Origin of the sequence: Deinococcus sp. HSC-46F16 (assembly GCF_024171495.1) — a bacterium.
Lineage (GTDB): Bacteria > Deinococcota > Deinococci > Deinococcales > Deinococcaceae > Deinococcus.
Window position 1 is genome coordinate 225124 of sequence record NZ_JALJZW010000001.1, and the last position, 17746, is coordinate 242869.

Annotated in this window: 17 protein-coding genes; 5 read left to right on the top strand and 12 right to left on the bottom strand. The window is 70.7% G+C overall.

The window, feature by feature from the left end; translation table 11 throughout:
* Positions 1-11: 11 nt before the first annotated feature.
* From L1280_RS01275 to L1280_RS01300, 6 genes are all read right to left on the bottom strand, one after another.
* Positions 12-1574 (bottom strand): acyl-CoA carboxylase subunit beta, encoded by a 1563-nt coding sequence (locus L1280_RS01275; protein ID WP_253580201.1) that lies wholly within the window; start codon positions 1572-1574, stop codon positions 12-14.
* Between the two features lie 101 nt (positions 1575-1675).
* Positions 1676-2164 carry a general stress protein gene (locus L1280_RS01280; protein ID WP_253580202.1) on the bottom strand — a complete coding sequence of 163 codons (489 nt, stop codon included), beginning with the start codon at positions 2162-2164 and terminating at the stop codon, positions 1676-1678.
* Positions 2165-2310: 146 nt separating this feature from the next.
* Positions 2311-3309: a quinate 5-dehydrogenase gene (locus L1280_RS01285; RefSeq protein WP_253580203.1), complete on the bottom strand. Its 999-nt coding sequence runs from the start codon at positions 3307-3309 to the stop codon at positions 2311-2313.
* 99 nt (positions 3310-3408) lie between these two features.
* Positions 3409-4740, bottom strand: coding sequence for a Glu/Leu/Phe/Val dehydrogenase (locus L1280_RS01290; RefSeq protein WP_253580204.1), 1332 nt, complete (start codon positions 4738-4740; stop codon positions 3409-3411).
* A gap of 114 nt (positions 4741-4854) precedes the next feature.
* Entirely contained in the window at positions 4855-6099 is a 1245-nt protein-coding gene (locus tag L1280_RS01295) for a Glu/Leu/Phe/Val dehydrogenase (protein ID WP_253580205.1), read from the bottom strand.
* A gap of 596 nt (positions 6100-6695) precedes the next feature.
* On the bottom strand, positions 6696-7670 hold the full coding sequence (locus tag L1280_RS01300) for a polyprenyl synthetase family protein (protein WP_253580206.1): 975 nt from the start codon (positions 7668-7670) through the stop codon (positions 6696-6698).
* Between the two features lie 149 nt (positions 7671-7819).
* Between L1280_RS01300 and L1280_RS01305 the strand changes: the two genes are divergently transcribed.
* Positions 7820-8419, top strand: a complete 600-nt coding sequence (locus tag L1280_RS01305; RefSeq protein ID WP_253580207.1) for a general stress protein — start codon at positions 7820-7822, stop codon at positions 8417-8419.
* A 51-nt stretch (positions 8420-8470) separates the two neighbouring features.
* Here L1280_RS01305 and L1280_RS01310 read toward each other — a convergent pair whose 3' ends face one another.
* Together L1280_RS01310 and L1280_RS01315 are read right to left on the bottom strand one after the other, a co-directional pair.
* Entirely contained in the window at positions 8471-9184 is a 714-nt protein-coding gene (locus L1280_RS01310; RefSeq protein ID WP_253580208.1) for an aminotransferase class IV, read from the bottom strand.
* Positions 9181-11085, bottom strand: coding sequence for a chorismate-binding protein (locus L1280_RS01315; protein ID WP_253580209.1), 1905 nt, complete (start codon positions 11083-11085; stop codon positions 9181-9183). The genes L1280_RS01310 and L1280_RS01315 overlap by 4 nt, the downstream gene beginning before the upstream one ends.
* 94 nt (positions 11086-11179) lie before the next feature.
* Between L1280_RS01315 and L1280_RS01320 the strand changes: the two genes are divergently transcribed.
* From L1280_RS01320 to L1280_RS01330, 3 genes are all read left to right on the top strand, one after another.
* Complete coding sequence (locus L1280_RS01320) at positions 11180-11644, top strand: Rrf2 family transcriptional regulator (protein ID WP_253580210.1); 465 nt, start codon at positions 11180-11182, stop codon at positions 11642-11644.
* 76 nt (positions 11645-11720) lie between these two features.
* Positions 11721-12809: a quinone-dependent dihydroorotate dehydrogenase gene (locus L1280_RS01325; protein WP_253580211.1), complete on the top strand. Its 1089-nt coding sequence runs from the start codon at positions 11721-11723 to the stop codon at positions 12807-12809.
* 89 nt (positions 12810-12898) lie between these two features.
* Positions 12899-13072, top strand: a complete 174-nt coding sequence (locus L1280_RS01330) for a hypothetical protein (protein WP_253580212.1) — start codon at positions 12899-12901, stop codon at positions 13070-13072.
* 53 nt (positions 13073-13125) lie between these two features.
* Here the strand turns inward: L1280_RS01330 and L1280_RS01335 are convergent, their stop codons facing one another.
* From L1280_RS01335 to pyrR, 3 genes are read right to left on the bottom strand one after another with little or no spacing between them, the layout of a single operon-like run.
* Positions 13126-14373: a dihydroorotase gene (locus tag L1280_RS01335; protein WP_253580213.1), complete on the bottom strand. Its 1248-nt coding sequence runs from the start codon at positions 14371-14373 to the stop codon at positions 13126-13128.
* Positions 14374-14375: 2 nt separating this feature from the next.
* Positions 14376-15320, bottom strand: a complete 945-nt coding sequence (locus L1280_RS01340) for an aspartate carbamoyltransferase catalytic subunit (RefSeq protein ID WP_253580214.1) — start codon at positions 15318-15320, stop codon at positions 14376-14378.
* A complete protein-coding gene (pyrR, locus tag L1280_RS01345; protein ID WP_253580215.1) occupies positions 15317-15868 on the bottom strand; it encodes a bifunctional pyr operon transcriptional regulator/uracil phosphoribosyltransferase PyrR in 552 nt (183 codons plus the stop codon). The genes L1280_RS01340 and pyrR overlap by 4 nt, the downstream gene beginning before the upstream one ends.
* A 327-nt stretch (positions 15869-16195) precedes the next feature.
* On the opposite strand from pyrR, the gene L1280_RS01350 reads away from it, so the two are divergent.
* On the top strand, positions 16196-16681 hold the full coding sequence (locus L1280_RS01350) for an Hsp20/alpha crystallin family protein (RefSeq protein WP_253580216.1): 486 nt from the start codon (positions 16196-16198) through the stop codon (positions 16679-16681).
* 147 nt (positions 16682-16828) lie between these two features.
* Here the strand turns inward: L1280_RS01350 and L1280_RS01355 are convergent, their stop codons facing one another.
* Complete coding sequence (locus L1280_RS01355; protein ID WP_253580217.1) at positions 16829-17728, bottom strand: rhodanese-related sulfurtransferase; 900 nt, start codon at positions 17726-17728, stop codon at positions 16829-16831.
* Between the last annotated feature and the right edge of the window lie 18 nt (positions 17729-17746).

Genomic DNA, 17746 nt, shown 5'->3' on the forward strand with positions numbered 1-17746 from the left:
TTGGCCTCCGCTCAGAGCGGGATATTTCCGTGCTTCTTGTAGGGCCGCGCTTCTTCCTTGCCGCGCAGCATCTCGAAGGTCTGAATCAGGCGGCGGCGGGTGTCCTCCATCGGGATCACGTCGTCGATATAGCCCTTGGCGGCGGCCACGTAGGGGTTGTCGAAGGTTTCTTTGTACTCGGCGATCTTGGCGGCGCGGGTGGCCTCCGGGTTCTCGGACCGCCCGATCTCGCGGCGGTAGACGATGTTGGCAGCACCCTCCGCGCCCATCACGGCGACGGCGGCGGTGGGCCAGGCATACACCACGTCCGCGCCCATGTCGCGGCTGTTCATGGCGAGGTAGGCCCCGCCGTAGCTCTTGCGGGTGATCAGGGTGATCTTGGGGACGGTCGCCTCGGCGTAGGCGTAAAGCATCTTGGCACCGTGGCGGATGATCCCGGCATGTTCCTGCGCGACGCCCGGCAGGAAGCCCGTCACGTCCACCAACGTCAGGATGGGGATGTTGTAGCAGTCGCAGGTGCGGATAAAGCGGGCGGCCTTGTCGGAAGCGTCGATATTCAGCGTGCCCGCCATCACCCTGGGGTTGTTCGCCACGATGCCCACGCTGCGGCCGTCCAGCCGCGCGAAGCCGCAGACCATGTTTTTCGCCCAGTTCGGCTGAATTTCGAGGAACCTGCCCTCGTCCACCAGTTCGTGAATGACGTCGTGCATGGCGTAGGGCTTGCGCTGGTCGGGCGTCACGATCTCCAGCAGCCGGGGCGTGGGGCGGTCGGCGGGGTCGGCGCAGGGCTGCACGGGCACTTCCTCGCGGGCGCTCTGCGGCAGGTAGGTCAGCAGGTTGCGGATGCCCGCGAGCACGGCCTCGTCGCCCTCGTACGAGAGGTGGGCCACGCCCGACTTGCGGGTATGCACGTCCGCGCCGCCCAGGCCGTCAAAGGTGACCTCCTCGCGCGTCACCGACTTGATGACCTCCGGCCCGGTGATGAACATGTAGGAGCTGCCCTGGCTCATCACGACGAAATCGGTCAGGGCGGGCGAGTACACCGCGCCCCCCGCGCACGGCCCCAGAATCGCGCTGATCTGCGGCACGCTCCCCGAGTAGATCGCGTTGCGGTAGAAGATCTCGCCGTAGCCCGACAGGGAATCCACGCCCTCCTGAATGCGGGCGCCCGCGCTGTCGTTCAGGCCGATCACCGGGCAGCCCGTCTTGGCGGCGAGGTCCATCACCTTGGTGACCTTGGCGGCGTTCATCTTGCCCAGCGAGCCGCCCAGCACCGTGAAATCCTGACTGAACACGAACACCTGCCGCCCGTGGATGGTTCCCCGCCCCGTGACCACACCCTCGCCGGGAGCCTCCACCCCGTCCATCAGGCGGTTGCGGCCGTGCTCGACGAAGGTGGACAGTTCGAGGAAGGAACCGGGGTCCAGCAGCGTCTCGATGCGCTCGCGGGCGGTCAGCTTGCCGCCCTCGCGCTGCTTGGCCTGACGCTCGGGGCCGCCCCCCGCTTCCACCTTGGCGCGGCGCTGCTCCATCGCGGCGATGAGTTCCTGAAGCTCGGTGTTGAGCTGGGTCATGGGGCCATGCTACCCGCAGCCCGCCCGTTCCTGCGCCGGGAACAGGGAGAATCACCACAAAGGAAGTGCGCGACCCTGGGGCCTCGTGGGAACTGGGGAACCTAGCGGGCAGGCATAGCTGACAGCAGGCTGCGGGCCTGTTCGGCGACCTCGGGATCGGCCAGCAGGACGTAGTGGTCGGCCTTCATGCCCCCCACCGACGTGAAATCGCGCCGCCCGCCGCTGAGCGCGTACCCGATCAGGCCCCAGATCAGCCCGGTGATGCCGCCCAGCACCACGCCGTAGGCGATGGAGAACAGGAAGTTGCCTGCCGTGAGCCCCAGCAGCCCGAACAGCAGGCCCACGAACAGGCCGATCATCAGGCCCTGCGCGAACCCCAGGCCCGCCGCCCGGCCCCAGCTCAGGCGCCCGGTGACCTGCTCGACCATCTTCAGGCCCTCTCCCACGATGGCGGTGCGCTCGACGGGAAACTTCTGGTCGCTGAGGTAATCCACGGCCCGCTGCGCTTCCAGGTAGGTGGGATAGGTCGCCACATTGGTCCGGGTGCGCTGGTCGGGCGTCAGGTCAAACCGGGGATCTCGCTGGGTCATGGGGCACGTCCTTTGCCCCAGCCTAGGCAGTGGGCACCGCCTTCGCCTGAGCGCCGGGTTGAGAGGCCCTCACGCTCGGAGCGTGGGGAAAAGCGTGGGCACCCCTTCACCCGGCGAAGACCCCGCGCCGGGTGCCAGACCGGGCCTCAGCGTGGGGCCGGGGTGGGAACGGCGCCGGAAACGGCCGGGCCGCGCCCCTGCGCCCGCGGCCCCAGTTCGGTGACCTCGGGCCGGAAGCCCACCTCGCGGATATAGCGCAGGTACTCTCCTTCGCTCAGGGCCTCCCGCTTGCCGCTCAGCGCCACGAAAAAGGCTTCCAGCACGTTGGTGGCGAAGTTGCGCTTGCCGATGCGCGGGGTGGTCGTGATCAGGCGGGCCACGCCGCGCTCCTCCATCCAGGCGCGGTCGGCTTCCGTGATGGTCTGGGTCAGGACGGTCTTGCCCCGCAGGTCGCGCGGGGCGTAGCGCTTGGCGTAGTGGGTGTCTCCGGCGATCACGTCGGCCCAGGCGTAGTAGCGGGTGCCCTGGCCCTGCACGCTGGAATTCTGCTTGTCACCCGTGGGATAAAACCAGTCCTGCGGCAGCCGGGTCAGGGCCGGAAGCGCCAGCCGCGCCAGCCGCCGCAGCGCCCCGATGGACCGCAGCGGCACGTTGACATTGAGTCCAAAGACGAGGTCGCCGTATACCACGTCCGCCCCGGCCCCCGCCAGCGCCTCCGCCATCCCGAAGCGGTCCACCGCGCTGACCATCAGCACCCGCTGCCCGCGCCACCCCACCACCGGGTCAAGCTGCGCGATGGCGTCGCGCTCCAGGGTGTTTTTCAGGCCGCTGCCGTCCAGCACGGGCGTGAGCCGCGCGTGCGACACCAGCTTGCGGACATTGCTGAAGGTGTAGCGCCGCCCGTCGGCAAACAGGTACAGGTCCGCGCCCCCCAGCCCGAAGGCGTCCACCCGCCCGTCGAGCGAGGCGAACAGGGCGGCGGCCTTCTTCACGTCCCCGTCCGTCCCGAGCCGCTCCAGCACGAAGGGCTGCCCCAGCACCGTGAGTTCCTCGCGGGCATTGCGCGACGAGTTGCCCAGCGACACGCTCACGACATGCTTGAAGCCGGGAGGCGCGGGCTGCCAGCCGCTGAGGGGATCGGTCATGGGGCGCATTGTAGCCGCCAACCACCAACGTCCAGCCAAAAAAGCCCCAGCACGCGGCTGGGGCTCTCGGACTTGTTGGCGGCTGGAAGCTGGCCGCCCTTACGGGTACAGCCCCCGCAGCGCCCGCGCCTCCAGCACCCGCGTGCAGGCCACGATGTAGACGGCCGTGCGCAGGGTCACCCCGTGGCGTTCCTTCACGTCCCAGAGGCTCAGGAAGGCTTCCGCCATGATGCGGTCGAGGCGGCCGTTGATCTCCTCTTCGGTCCAGAAGAAGCTTGAAAAGTCCTGCACCCACTCGAAGTAGGACACCGTCACGCCGCCCGCGTTGGCGAGCACGTCGGGGACCACCGTGACCCCGCGCTCGGCAAGCAGGTCGTCGGCGGCGGGGATGGTGGGGCCGTTGGCGCCCTCCACGATCAGGCGGGCCTTGATGCGGTCGGCGTTCTCCAGCGTGATCTGCTTTTCCAGCGCGGCAGGCACGAGCACGTCGCAGTCCACGCCCCAGAACTCGTCGCGGCTGAGTTCCTCGGTGCCGGGCAGGTCGGTGATCTTGCCCGTCTGCCGCAGGTGCGCCAGGGCCACCGCCGGGTCGATTCCGGCCTCGCTGTAGATCGTCCCGGTCACGTCCTGAATGGCGACGATCTTCGCGCCGTGCGCGTGGAAGATGCGGGCGGCGGCCTCGCCCACGTTGCCGAAGCCCTGCACGGCGACCCTGGCACCCTCCATCGGCATCCCGAGCTTCTTCATCGCCTCGGCGCCGGTCACGAACACGCCCCGGCCGGTCGCGTCGGCGCGGCCCAGCGACCCGCCCAGGGTCACGGGCTTGCCCGTCACCACGCCGGTCGCGGTGCGGCCCACGTTCATGGAGTAGGTGTCCATCATCCAGGCCATCGTCTGCGGCCCGGTGTTCACGTCGGGGGCGGGGATGTCCTTGTCCGGGCCGATAATCAGGCCGATCTCGGTGGTGTAGCGCCGGGTCAGGCGCTCGAGTTCCCCGGTCGAGTACTTGCGGGGGTCGATGCGGATGCCGCCCTTGCCCCCGCCGTAGGGCAGGTTCACGGCGGCGTTCTTGACCGTCATCCAGGCGGAAAGGGCCATGACTTCACTGAGGGTCACGTCCTGGTGGTAGCGGATGCCGCCCTTGGCCGGGCCGCGCGAGGTGTTGTGCTGCACCCGGTAGCCCTCGAAGTGCGCGACTGTGCCGTCGTCGAGGTGAATGGGAATGTCCACGACCAGGATGCGCTTGGGCCGCTTGAGGGTCTCGACCCAGTAGGCGAGCTTGCCGAGATACGGCGTGACGCGCTCGACCTGCTCCAGAAAGATCTCGTAGGGGCCGATGTTGTTGGGATCGAGGTAGCTGGGGATGGTGTGCTGGCCGAGGCGCTGCGTATTCTGCGGCGGTTGGGCCTGCGGGTCCTGTGTGGTGGTCATGGGAAAGCCTCCGGGGAGGGAAGGGGGCAGGGGACGTTTTCCGACTTTGCCGCGCGGGGCGGCCCGCGCGTTGCCGCTCGCTGGATGGACGCGCCTGGGCGCCTGGACCCTGGGTTACGGGTACACGCCGCGCATCACCGCCGCCTCGTGCAGGCGATTCAGGGCCAGCGCGTAGGCCGCCGTGCGCATGTCGAGGTCACGGGTCCGCATGTAGGCGGTCACGTCCCGCAGGGCCGCGTTCACCCGCAGGTCGATGGCGCGTTCGACCTCGGTGGGCGTCCAGAAGAAGTTGCTGGCGTCCTGCACCCACTCGAGGTAGTTCACGATCACGCCGCCGATGCTGGCGACGAGGTCGGGGAGCACGCACACGCCCTGCGCCCGCAAGACGCGCTCGGCTTCGGGCAGCACGGCCCGGTTGGTGGCCTCCACGACGTAGCGGGCGCGGACCGCGTGGGCGTTGCCCGCGTTCACCGAGCCGTAGTCGTAGGCCAGCATCAGGATGTCCACGTCGAGTTCGACGACCTCGTCGGGGGCGATCTCGGTCGCGAAGCCGCGCACGCTGCCGTGCTGCTCGCGGTACGCCGAGAGCGCCGCGAGGTCGAGGCCGCCGCTGGCAAAGGAGGCCCCGTGCTGGTCGGACACCGCGATCACGAGGGCGCCGCGCTCCCCCAGCACCTGCGCGGCCTTGCGGCCCACGTCCCCGAAGCCGTAGACGGCCACCCGCGCTCCGCGCAGGCTCTCGCCCCGGTGTTCGAGCACCTGCGCGGCCACCATCGCCGCCGAGCGGCCCCTCGCGTCCTTGCTGCCGTAGGAGCCGCCCAACGGAATGGGCTTGCCCACCACCATGCCGCCCTGGGTCGAGCCAGTGTTCTCGCCGTAGGCGTCGAGCATCCACGCCATGGTCTGCGCGTCGGAGCCCACGTCGGGGGCGAGAATGTCCTCGGTCGGTCCGATCAGCTCGACGAGTTCCGAGGTGTAACGGCGGGTCAGGCCCTCGAGCTCATGCGGGCTGAGGGTCTGCGGGTCCACGTCCACGCCGCCCTTGGCGCCGCCGAGGGGCAGGTCCGCGACCGCCGCCTTGAGGGTCATGATCGCGGCGAGCACCTCGCACTCGTGGGCGCTCAGGCCCGCGCGGAAGCGCACGCCGCCCATGCTTGGCCCCCGCGCGGTGGAATGCACCGTGCGGTAGCCCCGGAAAACCTGAATGCGCCCGTCGTCCATCCGCACGGGCAGGTTCACGGCGACGGTGCGCCGGGGATACTTGAAATACGCGAGCGACTGGTCGGTCACCTCGCAGTGGGGCAAAGCCTCCTGGAGTTGCTCCATGAGGCCCTGCCAGTTGAGTCCTGATGCCCTCATCACGCTCCTTTGGGGATAGTCCCGGTGTCCGCCCGAGGATACACGCGCCGCAGCGCCGAGCGTCCCGGCTCCGGCCCCGCCCCACTTGCCGGGGGCACCCCCGTTGTATCGGGGCAACCTGAGAGCGTCAACCTCGGAAAACCGCCTGCCTGGGCGGAGAAAAATCGGAAGCGATTCCAGAGGGACAAGCGGTGGGGAAAATCCTCCCTCGGCCTGTCAACTGGCAGGCCGAGAGGGGACAGACTTGGACCCGGTACAGAGAGCGTCCACGGGGTTGGGACGGCGCCGCTCCCCCTCTGCCCAGCAGCGGCCCCCAGACCGCCCGAGGTGCGGGAACGTCCGGAGGCTCTTGCACGGGTCCCGCAGAGCGTGTTTAAACAGGGTCTCACCGAAGGAGTGAAGGGGCGCTGTCGCCGCCCTGGAACGGCGTGGCCGTCCACCCCGTCTGCTTTGCAGTTCTACGAGCCCCGGCCTCTCGGGGTGTGAGCTGTGCCAGTCCCGCGAGAGGGGGGACCCGCAGAGCTATTTGCCGAGGAGCAGCAAGCTCGTGTCCACCGCGTCAGTGAGGGAGCGACTCCGACTTTTCAAACGGGCGCTCAGGCCCGGCGGCGGCTCTCGTGCCGGGCGAGGTCGGCCAGGGCTTCGCGGGCGGCGGAGGGAGGCAGGGCCTCCAGCGCGGCGGCGGCGAGGTCGGCGCGGCGGCGAATCTCGGCATGGGTGCGCTCTGCGGCCCCCGTACCTTCCACGAGGTCACGCACCCGCCCCACGTCGCCGGAGCGGGCGGCGCGGCGCTCCAAAACCTCGCGGACCTCCCCGGCGTGGGGACCCGAGAGCAGGTCCAGCACCGGCAGGGTGGCCTTGCCCTCGCGCAGGTCGCCGCCGACGGGCTTGCCCAGGGCCGCCTCGTCGCCCGTCAGGTCCAGCAGGTCGTCGCGCATCTGGAAGGCCAGCCCATACTCCCAGCCGAAGGTCGCCAGGGCCTCGCGCTGCGCGGCCGGGGCGCCCAGCAGCCACGCGGGACCGCAGGCCGCCAGCGCGAGCAGGGCCGCCGTCTTGCCGCCGATGACTTCCAAGTAGGCGTCCAGGCTGTATTCGCCGTAGGCCGCGACCTGAAATTGCAGCACCTCGCCCTCGCAGATGCGCGAGGCCGCGTCCCCGAAGGCGCGGGTCAGATCGGCGCCCCCGGGCAGGCCCGCGAGCAGCGTGAGCAGCCGCGAGAGCATGAAGTCGCCGCTCATCACGCTGACCACGTTGCCGAAGCGCCGGAAGGCGGCGGGCTGACCCCGGCGCGTCTCGGCGTCGTCGATCAGGTCGTCGTGCAGCAGCGAGGCCGAGTGAAGGAGCTCCACGCACACGGCGAGGTCGGTGACGTGCGCCCACTCGGGCGTGCCAGGCCGGGCGCCGAGGGCTTGGGCGGCGAGCAGCGTCACGGCGGGACGGGCACGCTTGCCCCCGGCGGCCACGAGGTCGTCCCCGATCAGCTCGATAAAGGCCACGCGCGAACGCAGCACCTCGCGCAGCCGCGCCTCGAAAGCGGCACCGGGGAGGGTCAGGGCGGCCACGCCAGTCATGCGGGCAGTATAGGAAAGGACCCCTGGGCGGAACGTACCGCAGGGCGCAGGGTCATGGGGGTGCCCGGGAGGGGGGAAGGGGACCCGGCGGGCGTCTGGGCCAGTCTGTCCCTCGCCGCAGGGCGCGGGGCCGTGGTAAAACCGGAGGAATGGAAAGCGTCGTTGCCCTCTTTCGTGATCCCCGGCAGGCCCAGGGTGTCCTGACCGCCCTTCAGGCCCGGGGCTTCGACCGTGACCACCTCGCCTTTGCCCTGACGGACGTGGTGGCCGAAAATGACCTCGCGCAGGCCACCGGCGTCAGCCCCGAAGAGGGTGCCCCCGGCGGGTCGGCCAGCGTGATTCGCGGCATTCTCCGGGGGGTGCTGGCGGCCCTGGCCCTCACCGTGCCCATCTGGCTGCTGCTGCTGTGGATTCCCGAAACCCGTGTCTATCAGGAAGGCGGCCTGCTGACCATCCTGTTCGGCGTGATCGGCGGGGCCGGGCTGGGCGGCATCTTCGGGGCGCTGACGGGCAGCGACCACGGTGACTACGTCAAGTTGCTGCGCCGCATGGGCGTGCCGCCCGCCGAGGCCGAGCGCTTCCAGAAGGCGATGGGCGACGGCCACGTCCTCGTGATCGCCCGTGACCCCGACGCCCGCCGGGCTGACGAGGCCCTCAGCCTGATGCGCCGTCACGGCGCCGTGCGCCTTGAGGACGCCGTGGGCGGCGGCCGTCTCCAGAGCGAGCGCGAGGGGCAGGACGGGCGCTAGGCGAGGGGGGCACGGCAGGAGCGGCGGGGGAGACCTCGCCGCTTTTCTTGTTCAGGGCCGCGTCGCCTGCTCCGGCCACACCAGCACCCGGTCGGTCACCGTGGGCCACTCGGCGGGAAGGTTGATGTCCCATCCCTCGCCCACGATGCGCCGCACCGGCACCACCCCCACCCCACTGCCGCACACCCAGGCGCGGGTGACGCGGGGCAGGTCGGTCACCCCGACGGGCCGGGTCTCGAAGGACTGGCCCGACACAAACGCCGCCCGCGTGACCCCTGGCAATCCGCCCGACGGCACGACCAGCCGCCCGTCCAGCTCCAGCAGCGGCGAGGTCCGGCTTCCGTCCACGAGGTTGCCGGCCCCGTCGGTGAGCCAGCCCTCGAAGGCTCCGGCTGCTGCCCGGCCCGCGAGGAGGTAGGGCAAATAATTCCCGGTCTTGTGCCCGGCGAGTTGCGGGTGGACCTGCACGCCCGTGAGCCGCACGGCGACGCCTCCCTCGGGCCTCGGCCCTGCTACCAGCGGTCGCCGGGACCAGAAGGTGCCGTCCGGGGTCACGGTGACGCGCAGCAGGCCCCAGCCTGCCTCTTCCAGCCGGGGGGGCTCGTCTTCCGGGGCGGGGAGGCCCAACCACTCGCACGTTCCGCGTAATCGGGCGAGGTGCTGGGGCCACAGCAGCGGCACCCCGTCCCAGGTCCGCACTGTGGTAAAGGCCGACTCGCCCAGCAGCCAGGCGGGAGCCTGCACGTCGGGCGGGAGGCGCCTCACCCCCGCGCCTCCCGGCTCAGCCGCAGCCAGTTGCCCAGCAGCACCCGGCCCGCCGGACTCAGGACGCTCTCCGGGTGAAACTGCACCCCCCACGCGGGGCGGCCCGGCACCTCCAGCGCCATGACCTCGCCGTCCTCGCTGCGGGCGGTGACGAATTCACCCGGCAGACCGCGCACCACCAGCGAGTGATAGCGGCCGAAGGGGGCACCGTCCGCGACCCCCGCGAAAAGGCCCACCCCCTCATGCCGCACCGCCGCCGGGCGGCCGTGGACCGGGGCGGCCCGTTCCACCCGGCCCCCCAGCACCTCGCCCAGCGCCTGATGCCCCAGGCAGACGCCCAGCAGCGGCACCCCCCCCTCCAGGCAGCGGCGGGTCAGCTCCAGCGTGGGGCCGCTCGTGGCGGGGGTACCCGGCCCCGGCCCCACGAGGACGGCGTCCGGGTGGGAGGCGAGGAGAGAATCGGCGCTCTCGTCCTGAGTCCGCAGGTCCACCTCCGCCCCCAGCGCGAGCAGGTCGTGGACGAGGTTGAGGGTGAACGAATCGCGGTTGTCGAGGACCAGCACCCGCAGGCCCGTGCGCGTCTCCGCAGGCGGGGGTGCCCAGGGACGCCCCGGCGCGGGCGGTGCGGGCGGCTGCGGCGGGCGCCCCGGCTGGCCCGCCAGCACGGCAAGGAGGGCCTGCGCCTTGTGCACCGTCTCCTGCGCCTCCCGCCGGGGGTCGGCGTCGATGACAGTGCCGCCGCCCGCGCGGACGGTGACGGTCCAGCCCTCATCTGTGCGCGTGAATCCCGCCGTCCGGATCAGGATATTCACGTCCACCCGCGCCCCGCTGACGATCCCCACCCCACCCGTGTACCACCCGCGCGGACCGGGTTCGAGGTCGCGGATGGCGGTCATGACGCGGGGCTTGGGAGCGCCCGTGATCGTGCCGCCGGGAAAGGTGGCGGCGAGCAACTCGCGCACCGAGAGCCCCGCCCGCGCCCGCGCCCGCACCTCCGAGACGAGGTGCATCACGTGGCTGTAGCGCTCCACCAGCCCGAAGTCGGGCACCGTCACCGTGCCGGGCGCGGCCACCCGCCCCAGGTCGTGCCGCACGAGGTCCACCAGCATGGTGTGCTCTGCGGTCTCCTTGAGGTCCTCCCGCAACTCCCTTTCCAGCGCCGCGTCTTCCCGGGGCGTGTCCCCCCGGCGCCGGGTGCCCGCGATGGGCCGGGCCGAAACTTCCCCCTCCGCCCACAGCACCAGGCGCTCGGGAGAACACGACACGACCACCTCGTCCCCCAGGTCCACGAAGGCCATGAAGGGGCTGGGATTGACCTCCCGCAGCCGCAGGTAGGCGGCGAGGGGATCGCCCTCGGCGGTTGCCCGCACCCCCCGCGAGAGGTTGACCTGATAGACCTCCCCGGCCCGGATCAGCTCCTGCACGGTGCGGACGCCCGCCGGATAGTCCACGTCGTCCGCCCCGAAGGTGCCCACCTGGAGGGTCGGCTGGGACGCCGGTTCCCCCGCGAGCACCGCCGCCCAGTCCACATGCCCGGCTTCGCCTACAGCCTCCAATGTCCCCGCCGCGCGGTCCCACACCAGCCCGCTGGGGTACAGACCCCACCACCCGGCCCGCCCGTCCGGGGCGTGGGTGTCCAGGCCAAAGGCGCCCGCCGCCTCGTACTTCAGGCCCCCCAGCCACGCGGGGAAGAGGGCGTCTCCACCGGGGTGCTCGGGCAATTCCTCCTGCACGTGCATGGGCCAGGCACTCAGGAAGGAGTACCGCCCGTACTCCACCACCGGCCCCAGCGATTCCAGCAGCGCGACCCCCGGTGCCCCCGCCGCCCGCAGCCGCAGCAACGCGTCGGCGGGCAAGAGGGCAGCGAGGGAGGCGGGCAGGGGAGGCAGGGCCGTCGTCACGGGCCGGATTGTAGGGGAGACGCTCGCCCCCCGACTCCTTCTCAATGTCGCTAAATCCCTACACGGCGTCCGGGTTTACGGGTACACTTGTCCCATGTGGGTCTCGACCAAAGCCCAGTACGGCCTGCGTGCCCTGATCGAGATCGGGCGACGGGAAGGCGGCGTGGCCGTGCCGCTCAAGGACGTGGCCGAACGCCAGGGCATCAGCCAGCATTACCTCGAGCAGATCGCCAGCAACCTGCGCCGCGCGGGCTTTATCAAGAGCGTGCGCGGCGCCCACGGCGGCTACCGCCTCGCCCGCCCCGCCCCCGAGATCAGCGCCTACGAGGTCGTCACGGCGATGGAGGGCAGCATCGCGCCCGTCTCCTGCGTCGAGGAGGACCACGTCTGCGACAAGGGCCACGTCTGCGGCACGGTGGACCTGTGGCAGCGGGTGGACACCGCCCTGCGAGACGTGCTGGGCGCCACCACCCTGGCCGACCTGATCGCGGACAGCGAGCGGCAGGAACACGCCCGGCTGGTGCAGCTCGAACCGGCCTATCCGGGGGTCCGGAACTAACCTTCCCCTTCCAGACACGCGGCGCCTTCCCCCCGGAGGCGCCCTTTTCATGGCCCGCCCCGTATCCTGAGGCCCGATGTACCGCCGCCTGCTCCAGCCTGCCCTCTTCCGCCTCGACGCCGAGGACGCCCACCACCTTACCCTTCGGCTGCTGGGCGGGGCCTCGCGGGTGCCGGGGTGGACCGCCCCCGTCCGGGCGCTCACGGCTCCAGCCGACTCCCGGCTGACGCAAACGCTGTGGGGCCACGCCTACCCCTCCCCGCTGGGGCTGGCGGCGGGCCTCGACAAGAACGGGGAGGCGGTCCCAGCCTTCTCCGCCCTCGGCTTCGGCTTCGTGGAGGTCGGCACGGTGACGCCGCTCGCGCAGCCCGGCAACGAGCGGCCCCGCCTCTTCCGCTTGCCGCCCGACCGGGCGCTGATCAACCGCATGGGCTTCAACAACGCAGGGGCAGACGCGCTGCACGCCCGTCTCGCCGCATTGGGGGATCGCCCGGTCCCCGTGTGGGTGAATATCGGCAAGAACAAGGCGACGCCCAACGAGGACGCGACCCAGGATTACCTCCGCCTCGTGCGGGCGCTGGGGGATGTGGCCGACGCCTTCGTGGTCAACGTGAGCAGTCCCAACACGCCGGGCTTGCGGGCATTGCAGGCGGCGAATGACCTCGCAGCCCTCGTGCGGGCGGTGGTGGCGGAGGTCGAAGAGGGGCGCGTCCGCACCCTGAACCGTCCCCCCGTCCTCGTGAAGCTGGCCCCCGACCTGCACCCCGCCGACTTCGAGGCGAGCGTGGGCGCGGTGGTGGAGGCGGGCGCCCACGGTCTGATCGTCAGCAACACGACCCTTTCGCGTGAGGGCCTGACCCACTCCAGCCGCGAGCAGGCGGGGGGCCTCAGTGGGCAGCCCCTGACTGAGCGGAGCACGGCGCTGGTGCGAGAGGCGTACCGCCTGACCGGGGGCCGGGTGCCCATCGTGGGAGTCGGCGGCGTCTTCACCGCCGAGGACGCCTACGCCAAGATTCGCGCGGGGGCCAGTCTGGTGGAGGTCTACACCGCCCTGATCTACGAGGGGCCGGGACTGCCCGCCCGTCTGAACCGGGGCCTCTCGCGCCTTCTGGAGCGCGACGGCTTCACGTCGGTGGCCGAGGCGGTGGGCGCGGACGCCCGTTGAGGCCGCCTTAGTCAAAGGGTCACAGTGTAAGAAGCCCGCCCCCCAGCGCCGGGGACCACGTGGCAGCATGCCGGGCAAGGAGAGACGACATGACTGATCCCGGAGACCTCGCCAACACCGACGCCAACGCCCGCGAAGAGTTCCCCGAGACCAAGCGGGTCAACCCCGGCGTGGGGGAAGACCGCCTCGAAGAAGCCCTCCAGCGCAACGACAAGGACGAGGGTTCGATGGCGTCCGAGAACCCCGACCCCCTCGACCTGTAAGCCGAACAGAAGAGCGCCGGGCACATGGAGGCCCGGCGTTCTCTTGTGCCCCGTTACCGCCCGAACGCGACCCGGCCCCCCACCACCGTGAGCGTGGGCCAGCCGCGCAGCGATTCGCCCGCCCACGGCGAGAACTTCGCTTTGCTTAGGAAGGTAGTGGGGTCCACCGCCCGCTCCGTCTCCAAGTCCAGCACCACGAGGTCGGCGGGGGCGCCCGGCTCCAGCGTGGGCGCGGGCCAGCCCAGCACGCGGGCGGGAGCGGCGGTCATCAGGTCGAGCAGCCGCGTAAGGCCCAGCTGCTCCCCGAAACGGGTCCACATCAGCGGGAAGGCGAGTTCGATATAGGCGATGCCGAAGGGAGCTTCGAGCAGGTCGCGTTCCTTCTCTGCCCGCGTGTGGGGGGCGTGGTCGGTGGCGAGGCAATCCACCGTGCCGTCGAGCAGGCCCCCCAGCAGCGCGTCGGCGTCGGCCTGGGTCCGCAGCGGGGGGGCGACCTTGTAGATCGCGTCGAAGGACCGCAGCGCCTCGTCGGTGAGGGTGAGGTGGTGGGGGCAGACCTCGCAGGTGACGGGCAGGCCCCGCGCCTTGGCCTCCCGCACGAGGTCCAGCGCCCGCGCCGTGGAAAGGTGCTGGACGTGCAACCTCGCGCCTGTCTGCGCGACGATCTCCAGGTCACGGGCCACCCGCGCCGCTTCCGCCGCCGCCGGGTTGCCGGGCAGCCCCAGGGCTTCGGACATCGGCCCCTCGTTCATCACGCCGCCCGCCCGCAGCGAGGCGTCCTCAGCATGCACGCTGACGACCATCCCAAGGCTCTGGGCGTACTCCAGCCCCAGCCGCAGCACGCGGGCGTCCTCGTTCGTGCGGCCGTCGTCGGTGAACATGACGGCGCCCGCTTCCTTCAGGTAGGCGAGTTCGGCGAGGTGTTCGCCGTTCTGCCCACGGGTCAGCGCAGCGGCGGGCCGGAGCCGGGCGAAACCGAGGCCGTCCGCCTTCTCGATCAGCGCCCGCACGGTGGCTGGGTCGTCCACCACGGGCGACGTGTTCGGCATGGAGACGACCGTGCCGTACCCGCCCGCCGCCGCCGCCGCGAGGCCCGAGGCGAGGTCTTCCTTCTGCGTCTGCCCCGGTTCGCGCAGGTGGGCGTGCGGTTCGATAAAGGCGGGAGCGACGGTGCCACCTTTGCCGTCAATGATCTCGCCTTGGTGCGGAAGGTTCCAGCCCTGGATCACGCCACCGTCGAGGGTGACGGACTCGAGCCTCTCGGAGCCGGGGCGTTTGATGTTGGTGATGGTCAATGTCATGGTCACTCCCGCCCCACCAGCAGGTGATAGAGCACACTCATCCGCACGGCCTGCCCGTGCTCGACCTGCCGCAGAATCCGGCTCTGCTCGCCGTCGGCCACGTCCGAGCTGATCTCCAGGTCGCGGTTCATGGGGCCGGGGTGCAGCACGATGGCACCCGACTCGGCCTCCCGCAGCAGCCCAGCGTTGACCTGATAGTGGTCGGCGTACTCGGCGAGGCTGGCGAGGTAGCCGCCCGACATGCGCTCCTGCTGGAGGCGCAGGGCCATCACCGCGTGGGCGCCCCGCACGGCCTCGCGGGGATCGGTGGTGAGCGTCACGCCGGGCAGCGCGGCGAGGTCGGCCGGGAGCAGCGTCGCCGGGCCGCACAGCCGCACGCGGGCGCCCAGCTTGGGCAAGAGTTCGGCGTTCGAGCGGGCCACCCGCGAGTGCCGGATGTCGCCCAGAATGGCGACCGTCTTGCCGGAGAGCGAGCCGAACTCCTGCCGGATGGTGTAGGCATCGAGCAGAGCCTGGGTGGGGTGCGCCCGGCGGCCGTCGCCCGCGTTGATGACGGGCTTGCCGGAGTAGCGGGCCACCAGATGCGCCGCTCCGCTCGCCGGGTGCCGCACGACGAACGCGTCCACCTTGTAGGCGGTCAGCACCTCCACCGTGTCGCGCAGCGATTCACCCTTACTGACGCTGCTCGCGCCCGCCGCAAAAGACACCACGTCGGCACTCATGCGCCGGGCGGCGAGTTCGAAGCTCACGCGGGTGCGGGTGCTGTTCTCGAAAAAGGCGGTGCAGACGGTCAGTCCTTGCAGCGCCGGAACCTTGCGCACCGGGCGGTCGAGCACCTGACTCATGGTGTCGGCGTTGTCGAGGAGGCTTCCGAGGCGCTCGGGCGTCCAGTCCACGAAGTCGAGGAGGTGCCGGGGGCGCGTGCCCGCCGCCGTGGGGGCGGTCATAGGCGCTCCTCGGGCATGTCGTGGAGTTCGACCACGTCCACGCCGTCCGTCTCGGCCAGCTTGACCTTGACCATCTCACTGCGGGCGGTGGGCAGGTTCTTGCCCACGTAGTCGGCACGGATGGGCAGCTCGCGGTGCCCCCGGTCCACCAGCACGGCGAGCTGAATGCCCTCGGGCCGTCCGAGGTCGATCAGCGCGTCGAGCGCGGCCCGTACCGTGCGCCCGGTGTACAGCACGTCGTCCACCAGCACCACCCGCCGCCGGGCGAGGTCGAAGGGCACCTGCGTCTCACGGATGATGGGCTGGTGCGCGACTTCAGAGAGGTCGTCGCGGTAGAGGGTGATGTCGAGCATCCCCGTGGGGATGGACACGCCCTCCAGGTCCTCCAGCTTGCGGGCCAGCCGTTCGGCCAGCGGAATGCCGCGCGTGTGGATGCCGATCAGCGCGAGGTTCTCGGCCCCCTTGTTGCGCTCCACGATCTCGTGCGCGATGCGGGTCAGCGCCCGGCGCACCTCGTCGGCGGTGAGGATGGTCGCCTTGGGGATCACAGGCAGCTCCGGTCAGGCACAAAAAAAACGCCGTCCAGCACAGGCGGTCGGCTCGTCAGGGTGGGGTGCATAGGACTCCTTCTCCTGCCTCACGGGGCGGGTGCGGCCTCACGGGACCGCCGAAGAGGGGTGGGGACAGCGCGAACCAGGGTGGCCCTGCGCCTGCGGGAGTGTACACCGCGCCGCCGCCCGCGCGGAAGGCGACCTCGACTGCACAGTTTAAAGCGCACTAAACTTGACATGACCGTGCTCAGGTTTTACACTTTGCACAGTTGAGCGCGAGGTGCAGGCCATGACCCCGCGCTTCCCCCATCAGGAGGTTTCAAGATGATGCGATTTGATCCCTTCCGCGAAATCGAAGAACTGACCCAGCGTATGGACCGCGCGTTCGGCGGCGCCGTGAACGGCCAGTCCGCCCGCCTCGCCCCGCCCATCGACATCCACGAGGACGAGCAGGGCCTCGAACTGACCCTCGACCTGCCCGGCGTGCAGCCTGGCGACATTCAGATCGAGGCGGAGAACAACACGCTGACCGTGCAGGGCCAGCGCAAGTACGCCCGGAACGAGGGCCGCACCGCCCACCGCGTCGAGCGAGCCTACGGCACCTTCGTGCGGACCTTCAGCGTGCCCGCCAAGTACGACCTGACCAAGGTCGAGGCCAGCTTCGATCACGGCACCCTGACCGTGCGCGTGCCCCGCTCCGAAGCCGCCCAGAAGCGTTCCATCCAGATTCGCACGGGTGGACAGCAACTGAGCGCCCCGAAGACGGTGGACGCTGAGCAGGGCAGCCAGCCCGAACAGACCCAGGAATAATTCACGCCCTTACCGATGCCCCGGCTCCGCGCCGGGGTGTTTTTTGGTTTGGCGGCTCGGGTTTTTGACCCTCTCCCCTCGTGGGACTCGTAGAGCTGCTTGTAGAGAGGGCCTTACACAGCAAGGGGTGAGGGGGTCGCAACTGCGCTAAGCCTGCCCCGCCGCGTCGTACTGGCGCTGGCGCTCGCGGAAGGCGGCCTTCTGCGCCAGGGTCGTGGCCCCAAAGCAGTGGCCGCAGCTCACGCCGGGTTCGAAGTGGGGATGTGCGGTGTCCTCCGGCGTCAGGGGCCAGCCGCAGGAGTGGCACATCTGCGCGGTGCCGGGGGTCAGGCCATGCCCCACCGTCACGCGGCCATCGAACACGAAGCACTCGCCCTCCCAGCGGCTCTCCGGCTCGGGGACCTCCTCCAGGTAGCGCAGGATGCCGCCTTGAAGGTGGAATACATCCTCAAATCCCAGCCCCCGCAGCAGGCTGGTGGACTTCTCGCAGCGGATGCCCCCGGTGCAGAACATGGCGACGCGGCGGCCTGCGAGGTCGTCGCGGTGGGCCTCCACCCACGCCGGGAATTCGCGGAAGGAGTCCAGCTCCGGACTCACGGCCCCCCGGAAGGTCCCAGCCTCCACCTCGTAGCGGTTGCGGGTGTCGATCACCAGCACGTCGGGGTCGTCCAGCAGCGCGTTCCACTCGACCGGGGTGACGTAGTGCCCGACCTGCGTGAGCGGCTGCACCGGCACGCCCATCGTCACGATCTCGCGCTTGAGCCGCACTTTCAGCCGCCGAAAGGGTTGCTCCGCGCTCCCGGACTCCTTGTATTCCATCCGGTCGAACCCGGCCTCCCGCAAGAAAGCGTGCAGTCCGTCGATGCCTTCGCGCGATCCGGCCACCGTGCCGTTGATCCCTTCCGGCGCGACGATCAGGGTGCCGCACAGTCCCAGGCGGGAGGCGAGCTGCCGGAGGTCGTCTCGCAGCCGGGCGGGGTCCTCCAGCGGGCGGAACTGGTAGAGGGCGGCGACGACCCAGGCGGGGGAGGGAGCGGGGGCGGACACCGGGGGATGATAGCGGGG

Coding starts and splice junctions, on each gene's coding strand:
- L1280_RS01275 (WP_253580201.1), bottom strand. CDS start 1,574: ATGACCCAGCTCAACACCGAGCTTCAGGAACTCATCGCCGCGATGGAG.
- L1280_RS01280 (WP_253580202.1), bottom strand. CDS start 2,164: ATGACCCAGCGAGATCCCCGGTTTGACCTGACGCCCGACCAGCGCACC.
- L1280_RS01285 (WP_253580203.1), bottom strand. CDS start 3,309: ATGACCGATCCCCTCAGCGGCTGGCAGCCCGCGCCTCCCGGCTTCAAG.
- L1280_RS01290 (WP_253580204.1), bottom strand. CDS start 4,740: ATGACCACCACACAGGACCCGCAGGCCCAACCGCCGCAGAATACGCAG.
- L1280_RS01295 (WP_253580205.1), bottom strand. CDS start 6,099: ATGAGGGCATCAGGACTCAACTGGCAGGGCCTCATGGAGCAACTCCAG.
- L1280_RS01300 (WP_253580206.1), bottom strand. CDS start 7,670: ATGACTGGCGTGGCCGCCCTGACCCTCCCCGGTGCCGCTTTCGAGGCG.
- L1280_RS01305 (WP_253580207.1), top strand. CDS start 7,820: ATGGAAAGCGTCGTTGCCCTCTTTCGTGATCCCCGGCAGGCCCAGGGT.
- L1280_RS01320 (WP_253580210.1), top strand. CDS start 11,180: ATGTGGGTCTCGACCAAAGCCCAGTACGGCCTGCGTGCCCTGATCGAG.
- L1280_RS01325 (WP_253580211.1), top strand. CDS start 11,721: ATGTACCGCCGCCTGCTCCAGCCTGCCCTCTTCCGCCTCGACGCCGAG.
- L1280_RS01330 (WP_253580212.1), top strand. CDS start 12,899: ATGACTGATCCCGGAGACCTCGCCAACACCGACGCCAACGCCCGCGAA.
- L1280_RS01335 (WP_253580213.1), bottom strand. CDS start 14,373: ATGACATTGACCATCACCAACATCAAACGCCCCGGCTCCGAGAGGCTC.
- L1280_RS01340 (WP_253580214.1), bottom strand. CDS start 15,320: ATGACCGCCCCCACGGCGGCGGGCACGCGCCCCCGGCACCTCCTCGAC.
- L1280_RS01350 (WP_253580216.1), top strand. CDS start 16,196: ATGATGCGATTTGATCCCTTCCGCGAAATCGAAGAACTGACCCAGCGT.